The sequence below is a fragment of the Streptomyces mobaraensis NBRC 13819 = DSM 40847 genome (assembly GCF_017916255.1).
Taxonomy (GTDB): domain Bacteria; phylum Actinomycetota; class Actinomycetes; order Streptomycetales; family Streptomycetaceae; genus Streptomyces; species Streptomyces mobaraensis.
The window spans coordinates 1,807,927-1,827,173 of record NZ_CP072827.1; the positions used below are offsets into that span (position 1 = coordinate 1,807,927).

Annotated in this window: 18 protein-coding genes and 1 pseudogene; 9 read left to right on the top strand and 10 right to left on the bottom strand. The window is 73.8% G+C overall.

Going from position 1 to position 19,247, the window contains the following annotated elements:
• Positions 1-138 precede the first annotated feature (138 nt).
• Positions 139-1,326: a serine hydrolase domain-containing protein gene (locus J7W19_RS07295; RefSeq protein ID WP_040889350.1), complete on the top strand. Its 1,188-nt coding sequence runs from the start codon at positions 139-141 to the stop codon at positions 1,324-1,326.
• Positions 1,327-1,453: 127 nt separating this feature from the next.
• On the opposite strand, the gene J7W19_RS07300 is transcribed toward J7W19_RS07295, so the two are convergent.
• The 3 genes from J7W19_RS07300 to J7W19_RS07310 form a co-directional block, all read right to left on the bottom strand.
• A complete protein-coding gene (locus tag J7W19_RS07300) occupies positions 1,454-1,987 on the bottom strand; it encodes an RICIN domain-containing protein (protein WP_004943315.1) in 534 nt (177 codons plus the stop codon).
• 317 nt (positions 1,988-2,304) lie between these two features.
• Entirely contained in the window at positions 2,305-3,036 is a 732-nt protein-coding gene (locus tag J7W19_RS07305; protein WP_004943318.1) for an ABC transporter permease, read from the bottom strand.
• Positions 3,036-3,992, bottom strand: a complete 957-nt coding sequence (locus tag J7W19_RS07310) for an ABC transporter ATP-binding protein (RefSeq protein WP_106429592.1) — start codon at positions 3,990-3,992, stop codon at positions 3,036-3,038. The genes J7W19_RS07305 and J7W19_RS07310 overlap by 1 nt, the downstream gene beginning before the upstream one ends.
• Before the next feature lie 169 nt (positions 3,993-4,161).
• Here J7W19_RS07310 and J7W19_RS07315 point away from each other — a divergent pair, with 169 nt between their 5' ends.
• From J7W19_RS07315 to J7W19_RS07325, 3 genes are all read left to right on the top strand, one after another.
• Positions 4,162-4,710 (top strand): hypothetical protein, encoded by a 549-nt coding sequence (locus tag J7W19_RS07315; RefSeq protein WP_158688767.1) that lies wholly within the window; start codon positions 4,162-4,164, stop codon positions 4,708-4,710.
• 1 nt (position 4,711) lies between these two features.
• A complete protein-coding gene (locus J7W19_RS07320; RefSeq protein WP_004943326.1) occupies positions 4,712-6,067 on the top strand; it encodes a M48 family metalloprotease in 1,356 nt (451 codons plus the stop codon).
• Between the two features lie 89 nt (positions 6,068-6,156).
• A complete protein-coding gene (locus J7W19_RS07325; protein WP_004943329.1) occupies positions 6,157-6,582 on the top strand; it encodes a pyridoxamine 5'-phosphate oxidase family protein in 426 nt (141 codons plus the stop codon).
• Between the two features lie 33 nt (positions 6,583-6,615).
• On the opposite strand, the pseudogene J7W19_RS07330 reads toward J7W19_RS07325, so the two are convergent.
• Positions 6,616-6,723: pseudogene (locus tag J7W19_RS07330) on the bottom strand (zinc-binding dehydrogenase); the annotation flags it as partial.
• 395 nt (positions 6,724-7,118) lie between these two features.
• Here J7W19_RS07330 and J7W19_RS07335 point away from each other — a divergent pair.
• A complete protein-coding gene (locus J7W19_RS07335) occupies positions 7,119-8,171 on the top strand; it encodes a GlxA family transcriptional regulator (protein ID WP_004943335.1) in 1,053 nt (350 codons plus the stop codon).
• On the opposite strand, the gene J7W19_RS07340 is transcribed toward J7W19_RS07335, so the two are convergent.
• Complete coding sequence (locus tag J7W19_RS07340; protein ID WP_004943338.1) at positions 8,161-8,862, bottom strand: DUF4097 family beta strand repeat-containing protein; 702 nt, start codon at positions 8,860-8,862, stop codon at positions 8,161-8,163. The two genes, J7W19_RS07335 and J7W19_RS07340, sit on opposite strands and share 11 nt — an antisense overlap.
• Positions 8,863-9,115: 253 nt before the next feature.
• Positions 9,116-9,523 (bottom strand): winged helix-turn-helix transcriptional regulator, encoded by a 408-nt coding sequence (locus J7W19_RS07345; RefSeq protein ID WP_051072563.1) that lies wholly within the window; start codon positions 9,521-9,523, stop codon positions 9,116-9,118.
• A gap of 151 nt (positions 9,524-9,674) precedes the next feature.
• On the opposite strand from J7W19_RS07345, the gene J7W19_RS07350 reads away from it, so the two are divergent.
• On the top strand, positions 9,675-10,535 hold the full coding sequence (locus J7W19_RS07350) for an NAD(P)H-binding protein (protein WP_004943343.1): 861 nt from the start codon (positions 9,675-9,677) through the stop codon (positions 10,533-10,535).
• Between the two features lie 157 nt (positions 10,536-10,692).
• On the opposite strand, the gene J7W19_RS07355 is transcribed toward J7W19_RS07350, so the two are convergent.
• Positions 10,693-12,201: a hypothetical protein gene (locus J7W19_RS07355; RefSeq protein WP_004943346.1), complete on the bottom strand. Its 1,509-nt coding sequence runs from the start codon at positions 12,199-12,201 to the stop codon at positions 10,693-10,695.
• 437 nt (positions 12,202-12,638) lie between these two features.
• Here J7W19_RS07355 and J7W19_RS07360 point away from each other — a divergent pair, with 437 nt between their 5' ends.
• Both J7W19_RS07360 and dapA read left to right on the top strand, forming a co-directional pair.
• Positions 12,639-14,540: an endonuclease/exonuclease/phosphatase family protein gene (locus J7W19_RS07360; protein ID WP_040889377.1), complete on the top strand. Its 1,902-nt coding sequence runs from the start codon at positions 12,639-12,641 to the stop codon at positions 14,538-14,540.
• A 107-nt stretch (positions 14,541-14,647) separates the two neighbouring features.
• Entirely contained in the window at positions 14,648-15,541 is an 894-nt protein-coding gene (gene dapA, locus J7W19_RS07365) for a 4-hydroxy-tetrahydrodipicolinate synthase (RefSeq protein WP_210455305.1), read from the top strand.
• A 156-nt stretch (positions 15,542-15,697) separates the two neighbouring features.
• Here the strand turns inward: dapA and dapD are convergent, their stop codons facing one another.
• The 3 genes from dapD to J7W19_RS07380 all read right to left on the bottom strand — a co-directional run bounded on the left by dapD (position 15,698) and on the right by J7W19_RS07380 (position 17,620).
• On the bottom strand, positions 15,698-16,687 hold the full coding sequence (gene dapD, locus J7W19_RS07370) for a 2,3,4,5-tetrahydropyridine-2,6-dicarboxylate N-succinyltransferase (protein WP_004956359.1): 990 nt from the start codon (positions 16,685-16,687) through the stop codon (positions 15,698-15,700).
• Between the two features lie 70 nt (positions 16,688-16,757).
• A complete protein-coding gene (locus J7W19_RS07375; RefSeq protein ID WP_004956356.1) occupies positions 16,758-17,297 on the bottom strand; it encodes a TetR/AcrR family transcriptional regulator in 540 nt (179 codons plus the stop codon).
• On the bottom strand, positions 17,297-17,620 hold the full coding sequence (locus J7W19_RS07380; RefSeq protein ID WP_004956354.1) for a DMT family transporter: 324 nt from the start codon (positions 17,618-17,620) through the stop codon (positions 17,297-17,299). The genes J7W19_RS07375 and J7W19_RS07380 overlap by 1 nt, the downstream gene beginning before the upstream one ends.
• 338 nt (positions 17,621-17,958) lie before the next feature.
• Here J7W19_RS07380 and J7W19_RS07385 point away from each other — a divergent pair, with 338 nt between their 5' ends.
• Complete coding sequence (locus J7W19_RS07385; protein ID WP_004951682.1) at positions 17,959-19,185, top strand: S8 family peptidase; 1,227 nt, start codon at positions 17,959-17,961, stop codon at positions 19,183-19,185.
• Positions 19,186-19,247: the final 62 nt, after the last annotated feature.

The window sequence follows — 19,247 nt, forward strand, 5'->3', positions numbered from 1 at the left end:
CCGGGGGAAAGCCCCACCCGCCGCCGGGTGGGCAGCCGGATCGTCGATGGGTGGCTTGTGCGGAAATGCTGGGACCGGCAGGCGGGGAAACGTTCCCGCCGAAGTGGTCCGGTTTTCCGAGTTCATGGGAGTCACCGCATGCGTGAGTGGAATGAGCGGCAGGTCCGGTCCCGTCGTCCCCTGAGGCGGCGCGGAGTGGTGGCGGGGGCGGTCGCGGTGGCCGCGGGCGTACTGGCGACGGGGGCTTCGGTGCCGTCCGCCGCGGCGGCGCCCACCGCCGCGCGGCACGACGCCGTACAGGGGGGTCTCGACGCGCTCGTGCGCGCCGACGGCATGCCCGCCGCCCTCGCGAGCGTCACGGACGGCGAGGGGCGCACCCGTACGTACACCGCGGGCGTCGGCGACCTCGCCACCGGCGCCCCGGTGCCGCGCGACGGGCAGGTCCGCATCGGCAGCAACACCAAGGCGTTCACGTCCGTGGTGGTGATGCAGCTCGTCGGCGAGGGCAAGGTGAGACTCGGCGACCACATCGACAAGTACCTGCCGGGTCTCGTCCACGGCGACGGGATCGACGGCGGCAGCATCACCGTCCGCCAGCTCCTCCAGCACAGGAGCGGACTGCCGAACTACACCAACCGGCTGAGCGACGAGATCCGCTCCTACGAGCCGCGCGAACTCCTCGCCCTAGCCCTCCGCGACAAAGCCGACTTCAAACCCGGCAGGGGCTGGAAGTACAGCAACACCAACTACGTGGTCGCCGGGCTCCTGGTGGAGAAGGTCACCGGACACTCCCTCGCCGCGGAGATCGAGCAGCGCGTCATCCGGCGCGCCGGGCTGCGCCACACCTACTTCCCCGCCCCCGGCGAGCTGCGGATCCGCGAACCCCACCCCAAGGGCTACTACCAGGCGTCCCCGGGCGCGCCGTTCGTCGACGCCACCGAGTGGGACCCCTCCTGGGCCTGGGCGGCCGGGCAGCTCGTCTCCACCAACTCCGACCTCAACCGCTTCTACGCGGAGCTCCTGCGCGGCCACCTCGTGGATGACCCGCAGCTCAGGCAGATGCGCAGGACGGTCCCCGCCGCCGACCCCTTCGCCGTCGGCGCCCGCTACGGCCTGGGGCTGGTCAGCACACCGCTCTCCTGCGGCGGCGTCTACTGGGGGCACGGCGGCAGCATGACGGGGTACGAGACGCGGGGCGGCGTCACGGAGGACGGCCGCGCCGTCAACGTGGCCGTCACCACGCAGCCGGGGCAGGCGGTGCGGAAGCGCATGGAGGACATCGTGGACAAGGCGCTCTGCTCGGCCGCGCGCGGGGGCGAGGGCTAGGGGGTGTCCGGCGGATCGCGTGACGGGGTCTTCCTGGGGACGGGGTGACACGACCGGACGACGGGACGGGCCGACCCCCGCACCATCCCCTGGAGGGACGAGAGCCCGCGCTCCGGGGGGCCGGTCCTTACCGGATGTACTTGAGGGTCCACTTCTGGTTCGGGAGCCCCTGGTTGTCGTTGGTCACCACTGGTGACTGGTTCGCGCCGCCCCAACCGCGGTCCGGCTCGAGGACACGGCCATAGAGGTTCGCGATGCGTGCCGGGCCGGACTGGGTGGCCGGGTCCACGTACCAGAGCTGGTCGACGTCGCTGAAGTCGGCGTCGCAGGTGGACAGCCAGGTCGCCCAGCCACTCGGCCCCTGTGCGTAACCCGCGAGGCACCGGCCGTCCCTGCGGTTCACCATGTGGTAGCGGCCCCGGCCGTCGGCGGCCAAGTCCCAGAGCTGGTAAGCCTCCGTGGTGCAATCCCACACTCGCACACGGTCGTTACCGCTCGGGAAGCCCATGCAGCGGCCAGTGCCCTGGTTTCTGACCTGGAACGGTCCGACCGCGCTGGGGGCGGAGGTCGCTGCGGCCTTCTCCGCGCGGGTCTGTGATTCGGCCGCCCCGACACCCGGCGCCGCCGTCAGGAAGACGGCGACCAACGCCGCGGCGAGCATGGCGCGTCGATTCCATGGCTTCACGAGTCTCCCCTGTCCGACTGTCCACGAGGCCGTCAGCGCAGGCTCTTCCCCCCGCTCTCCAGTTGAAAAGGGCTCCACCGTGAAACCCTCCTTATGGGTGGTGAGGGAGCCGCCGTCGCCGTGGCGCTGCGGCGCTTGCCGCATGACGTCGGCGTACGAGTACCGCACCGGGGCGAAGGCGTCACGCGACTCGTCGGACGGGCTCTGGGCGGCTTTCCACGGACGGGGCCGGCCACCTCGGGCCTCCACGTCGGCTCACCGACCCTGGACTTGCCGGCCCACCGCCTCCCTCCTCAGGCCGTCGCGCCGCCCTTGCGGTAGCCGAGGACGGCGAAGGCGGTGAGGGCGGCGCTCCACGCGAGCAGGACGGCCAGGGCGGTCATGGTCGGGGTATGGCCCAGGGCGAGGTCGGTGGCGATCTCCTTGTAGCGGTTGACGGGGGTCGCGCCCGAGATCCGGGACAGCCGGCGCGGCAGGTCCCGGGTGTCGACGAGCAGGCCGCCCGCCACGGCGAGCAGCAGGTAGGAGGCCAGGCCCACGGAGTGCGCCTTGGCGCCCTCGATCAGATAGCCACAGCCCAGGGCCAGCATGGCGACGGGCACGATGCCCAGCCACAGCACTCCGAGCAGGCCCGCCCACTCGGCGGCGCTCAGGGAGACGCCGTTGACGACGGCGGCAAGCAGACCGACCGCCAGCACCGGGGGCAGTGCCAGGAACATCGCGCTCACCCCGCGCCCGACGACCACCGTGACGGCGGGCAGCGGGGTCAGCCGCAACTGCCGCAGCCAGCCTGCCTTCTTGTCCTCGGCGATGCCGCCCGCCGCGGTCATCACCGCGCCGAGGGCACCGAAACCCGCCATCCCGGCGAGGGTGCGCACCTGCTCCGCGTGCGTGGGGTGTCCGCTGCCCATGTGGCTGAAGAGCAGGTACATCATCACCGGGGCGGCGAGGGACATGATCAGGAAGCCGCCGTCGCGCGCCGTCCGGCGCAGTTCCAGGCGCAGATAACCCAGCAGCGGCATCATCAGTGAGCACTCCCCGTGTGGAGGTCGCCGCGGGTGAGGGCGTCGCCGGTAAGGGCGACGAACGCCTCGTCGAGGCCGCCGCCGGTGACCTCGACGTGGCGCAGCGCGCCGCCCCGGGCCAGGGCCGTGACGGTCAGGTCGGCGTCGTCGGTGGTGAGGTGGACGCGTGCGCCCCGGACCTCCACGCGGGTGACGCCGGGCACCCGCGCGAAGGCGTCCGGCTCCCGGCCGCCGAGATCGACGCTGACCCGCCGGCCGCCGGCCCGCTTCTTCAGCTCGGCGCCGCTGCCGTCGGCCACGACCGCGCCCTGGGAGACGACGACGATCCGTTCGGCGTACTCGTCGGCCTCCTCCAGGTAATGAGTGGAGAAGAGGAGGGTGTTGCCGCGGGCGGCGTAGGCGGCCATGGCCTGCCACAGTTCCCGGCGCGCGGTGACGTCCAGGGCGGCGGTCGGCTCGTCCAGCACGATCAGTTCGGGGTCGCCGCACAACGCCAGGGCGAACCGGACCCGTTGGGCCTGCCCGCCGGACAGCCTGTCGACGCGGCGGTCGGCCAGCGCGGTGAGCCGGGCGACGTCCAGGACCTCGCCGAGCGGCATCGGGGCCGGGTAGGTGCCGCGGACGAACGACAGGAGCTCCCTGACGGTGACGCGCGGGATCAGCCCGCCTTCCTGCGGCATCGCGCCCACCTGCCCGGCGCGCACCGCCTCTTCCGGAGCGCGGCCCAGCAGTCTGACGTCCCCGTCGTCCGGGGGCAGCAACCCGAGCATCAAGGCGATGGCGGTGGACTTACCGGCACCGTTGGGGCCGAGCAGGGCGACCGTCTCGCCGCGGTCGACGGCCAGGTCGAGACCCCGTACGGCGTGGACGTCGCCGTAACTCTTCTTCACCGCAGCGAAGTCGACGGCGGTCCCGGCCCGCCGCGGGGCCCTGGGAGGGAGAACCGATGATGTCATGCGGACGACCCTAGGGATCACCCCACCAGCCCCGGCAGATGTGAACCGCCCCTCCTCATCAGGACATTCGTCATCACGGGAGGGTGATATCCGTCGGCGGGCAGTGGTTGTGCGCGTGGGTGGTGGAAAGCCGCTGCCGGTATCGCCGGGTTTCCCTATGCTCATGCGTATGCGGTGGCTGGAGGGTGCGCTGTGGGGCGCGTTCGGTGGCTTCGCCATGGAGGCGCTCGACTACATCATCGCGGTGCGCCGGTGGCGCAGACTGCCGTGGAACGTCGACGCGAGCACCCTCCGGGACGAGCGCCGGCCCCTCCCCGCTCCCTTCGAGCGGCCGGACGGCGAACTCCCCGCCCCGGGGTTCCTCGCGTACGCCATCGCGGGTCTGCTGCGGGCGGCGGTCGGCTGCGGGGTGGCCGCGGCGGTCACCCGGACGTCCCCGATGGCCATGTCCGCCTGGCTGGCGGTCGTGATCGGGGCGACCGCGCCCGTCGTCCTGGAGAAGATCACGATGTTCGTGCCGCTCGTCGTGCACGTCGGCAAGGAGGGCATCGCGGCGACGGTCCAGCAGGCGCAGCAGTCCGGCACCGGCCCGCCGCCCGTGAACGGGGTGCCCTCCTCCACGGCTGCGACGGGCCGGGCCGTTCCCCTCGCGGACGGCTCGGGCGCCGACCCGCACGGCCCGCAGGCCCCGCACGCTCCTTACGAGGGAGGGGTGTGACGTGCGGGCCGAGACCCTCGCGGGCCGCGTCGTCGCGGTCCTGTCGCGCCGCGCGCCCGCGTTCCGGGACGCGCCGGGAACGGGCGTGTCCCGGAACTGGGCGCAGGCCGTGGAACGCGGGCTGGCGCGGGCGCGGGCGGCCCACCGTGAACAAGCCGTCCGCGAGCAGCGCCGGTTCGTCGACGACGAGGCGAGGGCGGCGTCGCTCCGCCGCGCCCTCGCCGCCCGCGATCTCCGGCTCAGCCCTGCCGGGGAACCCGCGCTGCACGGATCGGCGAACGGGGCGGCGGACGGATCGACGGCCGGAGCGGCGGTCGGATCGGTGGACGGATCGGCGAGTGGCCCCAACCACGCCGCGGCCGACGCCACTTCGGTCGCCACCGGACCGTCGGCGGATCGGCGCACCGGGTTCGCCGACGCCACGTCGGCCGCGCGTCCGCTGACCATCTCCGCCCGCGGCGTCCGCGTCACGGTGATCATGCGGCAGAGGGGGACGGACGGATCCGCCGCCCGCCGACTGCTGCCGCACCTGACGGGTTTCCTCTGCGGCCTCCTCGTCGTCGTCCTGCTCACGCTCCCCTTCGGCATCGCGGGCCTCGCCGGTCTGCTCGCGTGGCTGGCGGCCGGTCCGCTCCTCCGGCTGGAGGCCGCCGAACGCGGCGCCGCCCGGTGGATCGGGCGCCTCCGCCGCCCGACGCCGCAGGAGGTCCACCGCCTGCAACCGGTGTGGCGGGAAGTGCGTGCGCGGGCCGGCCTGCCCCCGGACCCGTACGGCGTCTGGGTCGAGGACACGGACCGGCTGTTCGGCAGGATCCCGCCGGGCCGCGTCGTCGGCGTCACCCGCGGCGCGCTGTCGCGGCTGACCGACGGCGAACTGGCCGCGGTGCTGGCGCGGGAACCGGGCCGCCGTCGGCCGCGGTCCCCTCTCCCCTGGTACTGGTACGCGCTGCCCGGACGCGCCGTCTGGTGGCTCACCCGTGTGATCGTCCAGGGGGCGCGGCGGGTGGCACGGCCGCTCGCCTACCCGGCCGCCGCGCTGGCGGCGCTGTGCGTCGTCCAACTCGCCCTGATGACACGGCCGTCGCTGTACGGACTGCCGCTGCTGGTGCTGGGCGTGCCCCCGGCCGTGGAGGCCGTGGTCCGGTGGACGGAGCTGCGCGCGGACCGGGACGCGGCCGAGCTCGGGTTCGCGCCGCCGCTCGCCCGCGCCCTGGCGAGGGCCGAGGACGACCGCCCCGCCACGACCCGGCGCGCCCGCCTCACCGCGTCGCTGTCCCCGCTTCCCGCCCCGGCCGTCCGGCTGGCGCGCCTCCGGCCGTACCTGAGCCCGCCCACGCCGCACCCGCCAGGAGCGTGAACGGGCCGCGTTCAGGGCGTCTGGGTCGCGTTCAAGGCGTCTGGAGCGCCACGCTCCGGAAGCCGCCGGCCGTCGTTAGGGTCGGAGGCATGACGCTGACGACGCGAGAACGCGAACTGTTCCTGGCGGAGCCTCACATCGGTGCGCTGTCGGTGGCCGAACGGCCGGACCGCGCGCCGCTGACCGTCCCCATCTGGTACCAGTACTCGCCGGGCGGCGAGCTCTGGGTGCGGACCGGGCCCGACTCCCGGAAGGCGCGGGCGATCCGGGCGGCGGGCCGGTTCGCCCTGATGGCGCAGCGGACCGATCCGACGGTGCGCTACGTGTCCGTCGAGGGGCCGGTGACCAGGATCGAGGAGGACAGCCCCGAGCGCTCCCGGGAGATGGCCGCGCGCTACCTCCCGGCGGACAAGGTCGACGGCTTCGTCGAGTACGACCGGACGCGGCTCGGCGGGCACGTCCTGATCTTCATGCGGCCCGAGCACTGGATCTCCGCCGATCTCGGCGGTTTCTGACGGGCGGGCGGCCGCGCGGTATGGGGATCGCTCTCAAGAAGCGACGGAGAGAACGATCTTCCCCGTGGTCCGTCCGGTCTCCCCCAGCCGGTGCGCGGCGGCGGCCTCCGCGAGGGGGAAGACGCGGTCCAGGACCACCCGCCGCACCAGGACCTCGCCCCGGCCGGGCCGGGGACGGGGCGCCTCGACGATCTTGAGGACGTCGGGGCCACCGGGGCCGTCGACGGAGACGGCACGCATGGTGGTGGGGGCGGGGGTGGGGGCAGGTGGCGTCAGGGGCATTTTTCGGGATCCATTCGTGGGTGTTCTTCAGGGGCCCGGGGGGCTGTTCGAGGTTCGGGGCTACGGGTTGAGGGTTCCGGGTTCGGGGTTCGGAGTTCGGGGTTCCGGGGGGCGTCGCGGAACCCCGGGGGACCAACCCACCGCGTTCCGGGATTCGACGCGAGGCGTCCGCGCCCCCCGGCACCCCACCAGGCTGCCGGGGAGCCCGGCCCCCCAGTAGTGGCCCGATGGCCACGCCCTGAAAGGATCCGGCCATGCACCACGTAGGAGTCCTGGCCCTGGACGGGGTCGTCCCCTTCGAGCTCGGCATACCCGGCCGTGTCCTCGGCGCCGCCCGCGGCGCGGCCGGGGAGCCGCTCTACTCCGTCGCCACGTGCAGCGTCGACGGCGGCCCGGTGCGGACGGAGGCCGACTACGGGCTCACCGTCGCGCACGACGCCTCGCTGCTGGCCCGCGTGGACACCGTCGTCATCCCGCCCTCGCACGACCTGGGCCCGGTCCGGGAGGAGGGCCGGCTGCCGGACCCGCTGCGCGCCGCGCTCGCCGCGATCCGGCCCGGCACCCGGGTCGTGGGCATCTGCACGGCCGCGTACGTCCTGGCCGCCGCCGGGCTGCTCGACCACCGTCCGGCCACCACCCACTGGCGCGAGGCGGACCGGCTGCGGCGGATGTTCACCACCGTCAGGGTGGAGCCCGACGTGCTGTTCGTCGACGACGGCGACGTCCTGACGTCCGCCGGGGTGGCCGCCGGCATCGACCTGTGCCTGCACCTCGTCCGGCGCGACCACGGCAGCCGGATCGCCAACGAGGTCGCGCGGTCCTGCGTGGTACCGCCCTGGCGGGAGGGCGGCCAGGCCCAGTACATCCGCCGGCCCGTCCCCGAACCGGCGGCCACCGGCACCGCCCCGGCCCGGGCGTGGGCCGTGGAACACCTCGCCGAACCGCTCACCCTCGCCGACCTCGCCACCCGCGCCAACATGAGCGTCCGCACGTTCACCCGCCGCTTCCGCGACGAGACCGGCGCCACGCCCGGACAGTGGCTCACCCTCCAACGCGTGGAGTTGGCACGGCACTTGCTGGAGACGACGGACTGGCCGGTCGACGTCGTCGCGCACCGCGCGGGCTTCGGCACCGGCGTCTCGCTGCGGCGGCACCTGCACGCGGCCGTGGGGGTCACCCCGCAGGCGTACCGCCGCACGTTCCGGCCGCCGGGTGCGGGGACGGCGGCGTCCGCTTGGGCGTCCGTAGCGGAACGGCCCCGTCGAGGGCGCGTCCCGGCAACGGCGCCCGGAACCCCTACCGGGTGACGGAGACGTTCCCGCCCTGGGTGTGCACCTTGATCCGGTGCGGGGCGCCGGCGGTCGAGGGAACGGTGACCTTCCGGTTGCCGCCCGCCGTACTCGCGTCGACCGTGTAGTCCCCCTTCGGCACCCGGACGGTGATGTCACCGCCCTGCGTCCGCCCGTCGACCGCGTCGGGCACGGCCGTGAAGGCGGCCGTCACGTCCCCGCCCCGGGTGACCGCGCGGACCGAACGGGACGCGGAGTCCTCGACCCGGATGTCCCCGCCGCTGGTCTCGGCGTCGACACTGCCGGACGTCCTCTCGACGACGATGTCGCCGCCGGCGGTCTTGAGCTCGACGGCGACGGAGGGCGGCGCCAGCACGGTGAGGTGCACCGTGCACCGGTGGGAGGAGCCGCAGTCCGCCTTCTTCACCACGAACTTCCCGTCCCGCAGGCTGTGTTCGGGGCTCGGCTTCGGCCCGCTGTACTCGTACCGCTCGGTCACCTGCACCTTGTCCGCCCCCTCGGCGAGCGGACGCACTCTGATGTCACCGCCGAGCGTCTGGGCGTCGATCACCGTCACCTTCCCCCGCACGGTGTACGTACGCTCCGCCTTCTTCGTCGGACCGTCGCTCAGCGAACACCCCGTCACCAACAGGGCGGCACTCAGGGCGGCCCCGGAGAGAGCGAGGAGGGAGGTGCGGTTGCGGGACATGGGCTACGGGCTCCAGGTACGGACGAACGGACGGACCAGGCCGTGAAGACACGGCGACGGACAACACACGCCCCGAACACGAAAGGCCCCCTCCCGCCCCCGGCGCGCCCCACCACTCTCCCCCACCACAGACGACGAGTCGTCGGCACAGCGGATGATCCCCCACCACCCGATTCCCTAGGGGACACCCCCTCGGGGGGCGGGGGCCTTTGAGCCGCGAGAGCCGCGAAAGCCGTGAGAGTCCCGAGAGCGCTCAGGCCCGGCGCGCGTCGTACCGCTCCTGCGCGGCCGCGACCTCCTCGACATGCCCCTCGACCCAGCGGGCCAGCGACCACACCTGCCGGGCCGCCCGCTCCCCGAGCGGGGTCAGGGTGTAGTCGACGCGCGGCGGGATGACGGGGTGGGCGTGCCGGTGGACGAAGCCGTCGCGTTCCAGGGTCTGGAGGGTCTGGGCGAGCATCTTCTCGCTGACGCCGCCGATGCGGCGGCGCAGTTCGCCGAAGCGGTGGCTGCCGTCCAGGAGGGCGGCGAGCGCCAGGATGCCCCAGCGGCTGGTGATGTGTTCGAGGAGTTGCCGCGACGGGCAGTTCGCCGCGTTGACGTCGGGGGCCACGGCCCCCGGGTGCCGGCGGTCCGGGCACCTCTCTTCCCTTACGTCCATGCCAGAAGCTTACTTCAAAGTGGGTACTCACCATAAGTAAGTACAGCTCCTAGGGTGAGTGTCAGCGGACCGCCGCCTCATCAGGACCCGTCCGCGCGCGTTGCGGCCTGGCATGGCGTCAGCAGCCGCCCACCACACCCCAGGAGTACGTATGAGCATCGTCATCACCGCTGCTACCGGCCATCTCGGCCGGCTCGTCGTCGAAGAACTGCTGCGCAAGGGACCGGCCGACCGGGTCGTCGCCGCCGTCCGGAACCCCGCCAAGGCCGCGGACCTCGCGGAACGCGGCGTCACGGTCCGCGCCGCCGACTACGACGACCCCGCGGCGCTCAAGGAAGCCTTCCGGGCCGGCGACCGCGTCCTGCTGATCTCCGGCAACGAGATGGGGAAGCGGGTGGCCCAGCACACGGCCGTCGTCCGGGCCGCCGCGGCGGCCGGCGTCGCCCAGCTCGCCTACACCGGCATACTCGGCGGCCCGGACGCCGGGTTCGCGCTCGCCGACGACCACACGACCACCGAACGGGCCATCCTGGACGCCGGCGTCCCCTACACCTTTCTGCGCAACGGCTGGTACTCCGAGAACTACACGGAGGCCCTGGGTCCCGTCCTGGAGCACGGCGTGGTCCTCTCGAACACGGGCACCGGACGGATCGCGTCGGCGGCCCGCGCGGACTTCGCGGCGGCGGCAGCGGCCGTGCTGACCGGGGACGGGCACGTGGGGCGGGCGTACGAGCTGAGCGGCGACGTGGCCTGGAGCCTCGACGAGTACGCGGCGGAGGTGGGACGGCAGGTGGGACGGCCGATCGTGCACCGGAGCCTTCCGCCCGCGGAGCACCGGGCCGTGCTGCTCGGGGCGGGCGTGCCCGGACCCGTCGTCACCGCCATCGTCGGCGGGGAGGAGGCGGCGGCCCGTGGCGCCCTGGCCGCCGTGTCCGGCGACCTCCGCCGGCTGATCGGGCGCCCGACGACGCCGGTCGCGGACTCGATCGCGGAGGCGCTGCGGGGGGTTTGAGGGGGCCCGGGCGCCCATCAGTGCACGTCCTCAATCGCCGGACAGGCTGAAATCAGCCTGTCCGGCGTTTGAGGACAATCGCGCGGAGCGCGATTTCGGGTCTGGGGCGTCAGCCCCGGGAAACGGCGAAGGGGAGGGACCGGGGCACAACCCCTCGCTACCCCCGCGACCGCGCCTTGAACGCCGCCTTCCGCGCCGCCTTGGCGACCCGCTTCTCCGGGTGCAGCCGCCCCATCGCCTCCAGCACGTCCGCCGTGGCGGGGTGCTCGACCCGCCAGGCCGAGTCGAAGAACCCGCCGTGCTGTCCCACCAGCCCGATCACGAGCTCCCGCAGCTCCTCGGTGTCCCCCTCCGAGGCGAGCTGCGCGGCGATCGTGTCGATGGTGAGCCAGAAGACCATCGCCTCGCCGGGGTCGGGAATGTCCGTCGCGCCGCGTTCGGCGAGCCAGACGCGGGCGAGGCCGCCGAGCCAGGGATCGTCGAGGACCTCGCGGAACGCGGGCTCGGCGTCGAGGGGCACCAGGGTCAGGGCCTGCTGGCAGGCGAGCCGGCGCAGCGGGGCGTCCTCGTCGTCGCCGCGGGCGGCGGCGAGGAGTTCGCGGGCGGCGGTCAGCGGGTCGCGGCGGGCGAGCCAGAGTTCGGTCTCGGCACGGGCCGCGGGCCGGGGGTGGTGCGGGAGGGCGGCGAGGAGCGCGGCGGCGTCCTTCTCGGCGAGGTCGCCGACGGCCGGGGCGTCGACGCCCGCCTCCAGCATCCGGGTGCGGACGGCGAAGACCCCGAGCGGGGTGAGGGAGACCATGCCGTACCGGGTGACGTCCTCCTCCTCGGGCGCTTCGGAGTCGACGCCGTCGACGGACTCGCGGATGTGGCCCTCGCCGTCGACCTCCTCGATCAGCGCCTCGTCGACTGGCTGGTACGCGATGAGGCCGGTCGGGGCGAGCATCCGGAACTGGTCGTCCAGGCGCATCATCGCGTCGGAGACCTCTTCGAGGACGGCGTCGGTGGGCTCGTCCATGTCGTCCGGGACGATCAGGGAGGCGGCGAGCGCGGGGAGCGGGACGGGCCGCCGGCCGGCGGCATCGTCGTCGGAGTCGAGCGCGGTCAGCAGGTAGAGGTTGCCGAGCACGCCGTCGAGGAAGTCGGCCTCCTCCTCGGGGTTCCAGTCGATGGCGTCGAGGTCCAGGTCACCGCCGTCCGCGAGCTGGTCGACGATGTCGCCGAGGTCGGGGGCCGCCGCGTCGGCCAGGACGGTCTCCAGGCCGCCGAGCCACAGGTCGAGGACGTCCTGCGGGCTGCCGGAGGTGAGCGTGGCCAGCTCCTCGCCGGCGACGGCGGTGCCGCTGGGCTCGTCGGACGACGACTCGCCCGCCGCCCCGTCCTCCTCCGCGTGCTCGGTGAACTCGACCAGCCCCGTGTCCAGCGCGAGCTGCCACGCCTCGGCCGTGTGGGCCGGGCCGTCCTCGTCGCCGTCGAGTCCCAGCAGTCCGGTGGCGGTGCGCAGCTGGTCCGCGAGGAGTTCGCCGCCCGCGCCGACCGGGGTGCCCTCACCGGCCCAGCGGGCCAGTCGGGCGGCGCGGGCGAACAGCGGCGCGGAGAGCGCGTCGCGCGCGAGCTCCGCGTCGGGGAGGAGCCGCACCGGCGGCATGGTCGGGCGGTCTGCGGGCATCAGGGGGGTCATCTCCTCGGGGTGACGGCACGGGGGCGTGCCGGGGTGCGGGCGTGACGGAGGTCATGACCGGAGACCATGACCGGGAACAGCGTGGCCTCGGCCACCCGCCCGCGGCGGCGAGCGCGCGGGGATCGCCGACGGCGCACGTACCGCCCAGCGTAGACGGCTTTCCGGGCGCGCCGCCCGGTTCATCCGCCCGCCGGTGTGCGTACACCCACATGTCCTTGACAACTGACGTGCTCACGCCCGAAATTGACGCGCGTAGAAGTCGGTGCGGCGGGGGAACGGGCGGAATACCCGCTTCCGCCCGCGGCCACCGGCTCCTCTTCCCCTTCTCCACCCCTCACACAAGCCTCCGGAGGCTTCTCGTGCCCAGCAGTCGGCACCTCTCCAGCCGCGCCCGGCGTACCGGCCCTACCGGCCGCACCGGCCGTATCAGCAGCGCGTACGTCACCACCGGCACCCTCGTCGCCGCCGCCCTCGCGGCCGGCCTGCTCACCGCGCCCACCGCGGGCGCGGCGGGCACGACCGGTGCCACCGGCGCCGACGCGGGGGTTCGGATCCACGACATCCAGGGCACCACGCGCGTCTCCCCGCTGGCCGGGAAGCAGGTGACCGAGGTGCCCGGCGTGGTCACCGCGGTCCGCGCCTTCGGCTCCGCCCGCGGCTTCTGGTTCCAGGACCCGCACCCGGACCGGGACGCGGCCACCAGCGAGGCCGTATTCGTCTTCACGGGTGCGACGACCCCGTCCGTCACGGTCGGCGACGCCGTGCTCGTCTCGGCCACGGTGAGCGAGTACTACCCGGGCGGCGAGGCCGCCGGGCTGCAGTCGGTCACCCAGCTCACCAAGGCGACCTGGACCGTCACCTCCTCGGGCAACGCCCTGCCCGCCGCCGTCGAGCTCAACGCCCGTACGCTGCCCACCCGTTACGCGCCGACGTCCCGTGACGGCCACGACGGCTCGATCGAGAAGCTGCGGCTGAACCCGAACCGCTACGCGCTCGACCGCTTCGAGTCGCTGGAGGGCATGCGGGTCTCCGTCAAGGACGCGCCGGTCACCGGCGCCACCAGCAGCCACAAGGACCTCTGGGTCACCGCCGACCCCCGCCACCACCGCACCGCGCGCGGCGGCGTCCTCTACAGCTCGTACGCGGACCCCAACGCGGCCCGGGTGAAGATCTCCTCGCTGATCCCGTTCGCGCAGCGCCCGTTCCCGGTCGCGAACGTGGGCGACGAGCTGACCGGCACCACCGCCGGCCCGCTGGACTACGACAACTACGGCGGCTACACCCTCCAGGCCACCGAGCTCGGCACGCTCACCGACCGGGGGCTGAAGCGCGAGACCACGCGCCGGCAGCGGGACGGCGAGCTCGCCGTCGCCACGTACAACGTCGAGAACCTCTCCCCCAAGAACCCGCAGGAGAAGTTCGACCGGCTCGCCTCCGCCCTGGTGACCAACCTCGCCGCGCCCGACATCGTCGCCCTGGAGGAGGTCCAGGACGACAACGGCACCACCAACGACGGGACCGTCGACGCCAGCGCGACGCTGAAGAAGCTGACCGACGCCGTCGCGAAGGCGGGCGGGCCGCGGTACGAGTGGCGGCAGATCGACCCCGTGGACGGCAAGGACGGCGGACAGCCCGGCGGCAACATACGCACCGCCTTCCTCTTCAACCCCGCCCGGGTGAGCTTCACGGACATCGCGGGCGGCGGCTCCACGACCCCGGTGGACGTCGTCCGCGACCACGGCCGGGCCGCCCTCACCGCCTCCCCCGGCCGCGTCGACCCGGCGAACGCCGCGTGGGAGAACAGCCGCAAGCCGCTGGCCGGCCAGTTCACCTTCCGTGGCGAGCGGGTCTTCGTGATCGCCAACCACTTCAACTCCAAGGGCGGCGACCAGGGCGTCGACAGCCGCTTCCAGCCGCCCGCCCGCACCTCCGAGGTGCAGCGCGGCAAGCAGGCCGCGGTCGTCAACGCCTTCGTCAAGCGGATCCTCGCCGCGGACCGCAAGGCCAACGTGATCGTGGCGGGCGACCTCAACGACTACCAGTTCTCCCCCGCGCTGCGCGCCCTCACCTCCGGCGAGGTGCTGACCGACCAGGTGGGCCTGCTGCCCGCGAAGGAACGGTACGGCTATGTCTACCAGGGCAATTCGCAGGTGCTGGACCACATCCTGACCAGCCCGGCCATGAACGGGAAGGTGAGCGGGAAGGCCGGCGGGAAGGCTTCGCGCACCGGCCGGACGGACTACGACATCGTCCACATCAACGCCGAGTTCGCCGACCAGGCGAGCGACCACGACCCGCAGGTGCTGCGCTGGGCGCCGCGCGGCTAGCCGTTCCTTAAGCGCCGCTGAAACGTCGCGGTAGCGACTGTCCATGGACCGTACGGCAGAAGAGGCCCAGAATCGGGGCGAGTTCCCCGATTCCGGAGTGTGACGCGATGCCGCCCACCAGCCCCTTCGGCCGTACGGTCTGCGCGATGGTGACCCCCTTCACCCCCGACGGCCGGCTCGACCTCGACGGCGCCCAGCGCCTGGCCGACCACCTCGTCGGCGCGGGCCGCTGCGACGGGCTGGTCCTCAGCGGCACCACCGGCGAAGCGCCGACCACCACCGACGAGGAGAAGTCCGCCCTCATCCGCGCCGTCACCGAGGCGGTCGCCGGCCGCGCCCGGATCACGGCGGGCGTCGGCACCAACGACACCCGCCACACCGTCACCCTCGCCCGCGCGGCGGAGGCGGCCGGGGCCGACGCCGTACTCGTCGTCACCCCGTACTACAGCCGGCCCCCGCAGGACGCCGTCGAAGAACACTTCCGGACCGTGGCCGACGCCGTCGGCGTCCCCGTCATGCTCTACGACATCCCCGGCCGCACCGGCACCCGCATCGAGGTGGACACCATGCTGCGGCTGGCCGAGCACCCGCGCGTCGAGGGCGTCAAGGACTGCGCCTACGACCTCCTCGGCAGCGCCAAGGTCATCGCCGCCACCGGGCTCGCGTACTACTCGGGCAGCGAGGAACTCAACCTGCCGCTGCGCTCGGTGGGGGCGGTGGGGTACGTCAGCACGGTGGCGAACGTCGCGGGGCCGCTGCTGGCGGCTTCCCTCGACGCGTTCGAGGCGGGGTCCGTGGAGGAGGCGACGAGGCTGAACGCGGCCGCGCTGCCGCTGATCGAGGCGATGATGGCGGGCGGGCTGCCGGGCACGGTGACGGCGAAGGCCCTGCTCGGCGCACTGGGCCTGCCGGGCGGGCCGGTTCGGGCGCCCTTGCGAGCGGCTTCGGAGGAGTGGGTGGAGCGGCTGCTGAAGGTGCACGGGGAGGCGGTGGGGCGCTGACGCGCTGTCCCTCAAGCGCCGGACGGGCTGAATTCAGCCCGTCCGGCGCTTGAGGACAACCGCGCGGAGCGCGGTTTCGGGGGTGCGGGGGCGCAGCCCCCTGCAAGAAACGGAGAAAGGGCGGGACCGGGGCACCGCCCGCCGCAGGCGCCCGTCTCAGTTGTGGCTGTGCAGCGCCTCGTTGAGCCCACCCCAGGTACTCTTGTAAGGACGAGCCTCCACGGCCCCAGTGGTCGAGTTCCGCCGGAACAGGATGTTGCTGGCGCCGGAAAGCTCCAGCGCCTTCACGATCTCCCCGTCCGGCAGAGTGACCCGAGTACCGGCGGTCACGTACAGCCCGGCCTCGACGACGCACTCGTCACCGAGCGCGATCCCGATACCCGACTCCGCGCCGAGCAGGCAGTTCGCCCCCACGGAGATGATCTGCTTGCCGCCGCCGGACAGCGTCCCCATCGTGGACGCGCCGCCCCCGATGTCACTGCCGTCACCGACGACCACACCCGCGCTGATGCGTCCCTCCACCATGGAGGTGCCCAGCGTGCCGGCGTTGAAGTTGACGAAGCCCTCGTGCATGACGGTGGTGCCCTTGCCCAGGTGGGCGCCGAGGCGGACGCGGTCGGCGTCGCCGATGCGGACGCCGGACGGGACGACGTAGTCGGTCATGCGCGGGAACTTGTCGACGCTGGTGACCTGGAGGTGCAGGCCCTCGGCACGGGCGTTGAGGCGCACGGTCTCGATCTGGTCGACGGCGACCGGGCCGAGCGAGGTCCAGGCGACGTTGGCCAGCAGGCCGAACATGCCGTCCAGGTTCGCGCCGTGCGGCCGGATCAGCCGGGACGACAGCAGGTGCAGCCGCAGGTAGACGTCGTGCGCGTCGAGCGGCTTGTCGTCGAGCGAGGCGATGACCGTGCGGACCGCGACGACGGTGACGCCACGGCGGGGGTCCGGGCCGACGGCCTTCAGGGCGGCCTCGCCCAGCAGCTCGGCGGCGCGCTCGGCGGTCAGCTCCTCGGTGCCGGCCTGGCCGGGCGCGTCGGCCAGCGCGGGGGCGGGGAACCAGGTGTCGAGGACGGTGCCGTCGGCGGCGATCGTGGCGAGGCCGGCGGCGGCGGCACCGGTGGTGAGGGGGACAGCAGCATCGGTCATGTCCGAAAACCTAACCGGAGGGGCACGCTCAAGGCGAACCGGACTCCCGCACCCCGGTGGCGGGCGCGGCTCACCCCACCAGCCGCGCCACCGCCTCCCGCACCTCCGCCCGGTCGAAGGGCCGCCCGGTCACCAGGCACTGGAGCAGCAGCCCGTCGAGCAGCGCGGCGAGGGCGCGGGCCGTGGCGGCGTCGGGCGTGCGGCGGCCGAGGACGGCGGCCATCTCCTCGACGCTCTCGGCGGCGACCGGACGGACGGCCGGACGGCGCAGGGCGGCGGCGTACAGCTCGTACTCCAGCTCCAGCCGCGAGCGGTCCCCGGCCGGCGCGTCCACGACGAGGTCGGCGACGGCGTCCGCGAGCGGCGCGTCCGGGGACAGGTCGCGCTCCCAGGCGGCGAAGTCGTCCAGCCACTTCCGGGCGGTCCGGCGCACGGCCTCGACGAGCAGGTCGTCGAGGGTGGCGAAGTGGTACGTCGTGGAGCCCAGCGGGACGTCCGCCTCGGCGGCGACCGCCCGGTGGCTGAGCGCGCCGAGGCCGCGGGCGGCGACGACGCGGACGGCGGCCTCGACGATGCGGTCGCGGCGGTCGGGGTCGTAGCGGCGGGGCATCAGTGGGAGGCCCCGCCGAGGTTGAGGACGACGACGCCCGCGATCACCAGCAGGATCCCGCCGATCCGCGCCGCGTTGACCGCCTCGCCCAGGAAGAACATGCCGATCGCTGCCACGACCGCCGTCCCCGCGCCGGACCAGATGGCGTAGGCCGTGCCGACGTCCATGGTCTTGAGCGTGCGAGCGAGGAGGAGGAAGGCGAGGAGGTAGCCGACCGCCGTCCCGAGCGAGGGCCAGAGCTTGCTGAAGCCGTCACTGAACTTCATGCAGGTGGTGGCGGCGATCTCGGACGCGATGGCACCCGCGAGGGTCAGGTACACCATGTGTACGAGGGTACACAACGGTGTGTACGGGCGTACGCAACGTGGGGTGGGGGGCGGTGAGGTGGCCCCGGTCCCGCCCCTTCCCGTTTCTTGCAGGGGCTGCGCCCCCGCACCCCCGAAACCGCGCTCCGCGCGGTTGTCCTCAAACGCCGGACGGGCTGAATCGTGCGCCCGGACGCGAAATCAAGCCCGTCCGGCGTTTGAGGACGAGCGGCGAAGCCGCGACAAGGGGGCGCGGGGGCCGGCCCCCGCAAGAAACGGTGAAAGGGCGGGACAGGGGCAGGCCAAACGGCCCACGCCCGATCGCCCCCCGCCACCCCTCCCCCTATCCAGGGGACATGAGACCCCCTCACCACCTCCGCCGCCTCCTCCCCCTCACCCTGCTGGCACCCCTCACCCTGGCCCCGACCGACCCCACCCCCGCCCCCGCGGCGCCCCGCGCCGCACTGCACCGCACCGACGGACGCGCCGTCCCCGGCCACTACATCGTCACCCTCCGCCAAGGCACCAGCCCGCGCGCGCTGACCACCCGGCTGGGCGTCACGCCGGACACCGTCTACCAGCACGCCCTCCTCGGCTTCGCCGCCCCGCTCACCCCCGGGCAGTTGGACGCCGTCCGCCGCTCCCCGGACGTGCGGTCCGTCGAGGAGGACGCGGTGCTCCGCCAGTCCTCGGTCCCCGTCCGGCCCTCGACACCCGTCCGCGACTCCGCCGGCCCGGCCGCCTCCTGGGGCCTGGACCGCGTCGACCAGCGGCGGCTCCCCCTCGACGGCCGCTTCGCGGTCACCGGCACCGGCGCGGGCGTGACCGCGTACGTCGTCGACACGGGCATCGACTACCGGCACCCCGAGTTCGGCGGGCGCGCCCGCGAGGGCGTCGACCTGGTCGACCCGAACGGCCACGGCTCCGACTGCCTGACCGGCTCCGGGCACGGCACCCACGTGGCCGGGATCATCGGCGGCGGGGAGCACGGCATCGCCCGGAAGGTGACGCTGGTCAGCGTGCGGGTGCTGGACTGCGAGGGCACGACCTCGGCCTCCCGTTTCGTGGCCGGCCTGGACTGGGTCGCCCAGCACGCCGGGCCGGCCTCCGTACTGAACGCCTCGCTCAACGGCCCGTACTCGGCGGCGACGAACGCCTCGGTGGCCGCGGTCGCCGACCGCGGCGTGCCGCCCGTCGTCTCGGCGGGCAACGCGCAGCCCTCGACCGCGGCCACCGACGCCTGCGCCAACTCGCCGGGCAGCGCGCCGGGAGCGGTGGTCGTCGGGGCGACGGACCGCGACGACCGGATGACGTCGTTCAGCGACTGGGGATCCTGCCTGCGGCTCCTCGCCCCGGGCCTGGACATCGTCTCGGCCCGCGCCGGCGGCGGCACCGCGACGAAGAGCGGCACCTCGCAGGCGGCGCCGCACGTCACCGGGGTGGCCGCGCTGTACAAGGCGGCGCACCCGGACGCGTCGGTGCGGACGGTGACCGAGTGGCTGGAGAAACAGGCCACCCAGGGGGTCCTGAGCGGACTCCGCGAGCGGACGCCGGACCGGCTGCTGAACACGGGCGGTCTCTGACGAAGGCGCCGCGCCACCAGCCCCTGCTTGACCAAACCAATACTTGCTCACCCAAGCAAACC

Coding starts and splice junctions, on each gene's coding strand:
- J7W19_RS07295 (WP_040889350.1), top strand. CDS start 139: ATGCGTGAGTGGAATGAGCGGCAGGTCCGGTCCCGTCGTCCCCTGAGG.
- J7W19_RS07300 (WP_004943315.1), bottom strand. CDS start 1,987: ATGCTCGCCGCGGCGTTGGTCGCCGTCTTCCTGACGGCGGCGCCGGGT.
- J7W19_RS07305 (WP_004943318.1), bottom strand. CDS start 3,036: ATGATGCCGCTGCTGGGTTATCTGCGCCTGGAACTGCGCCGGACGGCG.
- J7W19_RS07310 (WP_106429592.1), bottom strand. CDS start 3,992: ATGACATCATCGGTTCTCCCTCCCAGGGCCCCGCGGCGGGCCGGGACC.
- J7W19_RS07315 (WP_158688767.1), top strand. CDS start 4,162: ATGCGGTGGCTGGAGGGTGCGCTGTGGGGCGCGTTCGGTGGCTTCGCC.
- J7W19_RS07325 (WP_004943329.1), top strand. CDS start 6,157: ATGACGCTGACGACGCGAGAACGCGAACTGTTCCTGGCGGAGCCTCAC.
- J7W19_RS07335 (WP_004943335.1), top strand. CDS start 7,119: ATGCACCACGTAGGAGTCCTGGCCCTGGACGGGGTCGTCCCCTTCGAG.
- J7W19_RS07340 (WP_004943338.1), bottom strand. CDS start 8,862: ATGTCCCGCAACCGCACCTCCCTCCTCGCTCTCTCCGGGGCCGCCCTG.
- J7W19_RS07345 (WP_051072563.1), bottom strand. CDS start 9,523: ATGGACGTAAGGGAAGAGAGGTGCCCGGACCGCCGGCACCCGGGGGCC.
- J7W19_RS07350 (WP_004943343.1), top strand. CDS start 9,675: ATGAGCATCGTCATCACCGCTGCTACCGGCCATCTCGGCCGGCTCGTC.
- J7W19_RS07355 (WP_004943346.1), bottom strand. CDS start 12,201: ATGCCCGCAGACCGCCCGACCATGCCGCCGGTGCGGCTCCTCCCCGAC.
- dapA (WP_210455305.1), top strand. CDS start 14,648: ATGCCGCCCACCAGCCCCTTCGGCCGTACGGTCTGCGCGATGGTGACC.
- dapD (WP_004956359.1), bottom strand. CDS start 16,687: ATGACCGATGCTGCTGTCCCCCTCACCACCGGTGCCGCCGCCGCCGGC.
- J7W19_RS07375 (WP_004956356.1), bottom strand. CDS start 17,297: ATGCCCCGCCGCTACGACCCCGACCGCCGCGACCGCATCGTCGAGGCC.
- J7W19_RS07380 (WP_004956354.1), bottom strand. CDS start 17,620: ATGGTGTACCTGACCCTCGCGGGTGCCATCGCGTCCGAGATCGCCGCC.
- J7W19_RS07385 (WP_004951682.1), top strand. CDS start 17,959: ATGAGACCCCCTCACCACCTCCGCCGCCTCCTCCCCCTCACCCTGCTG.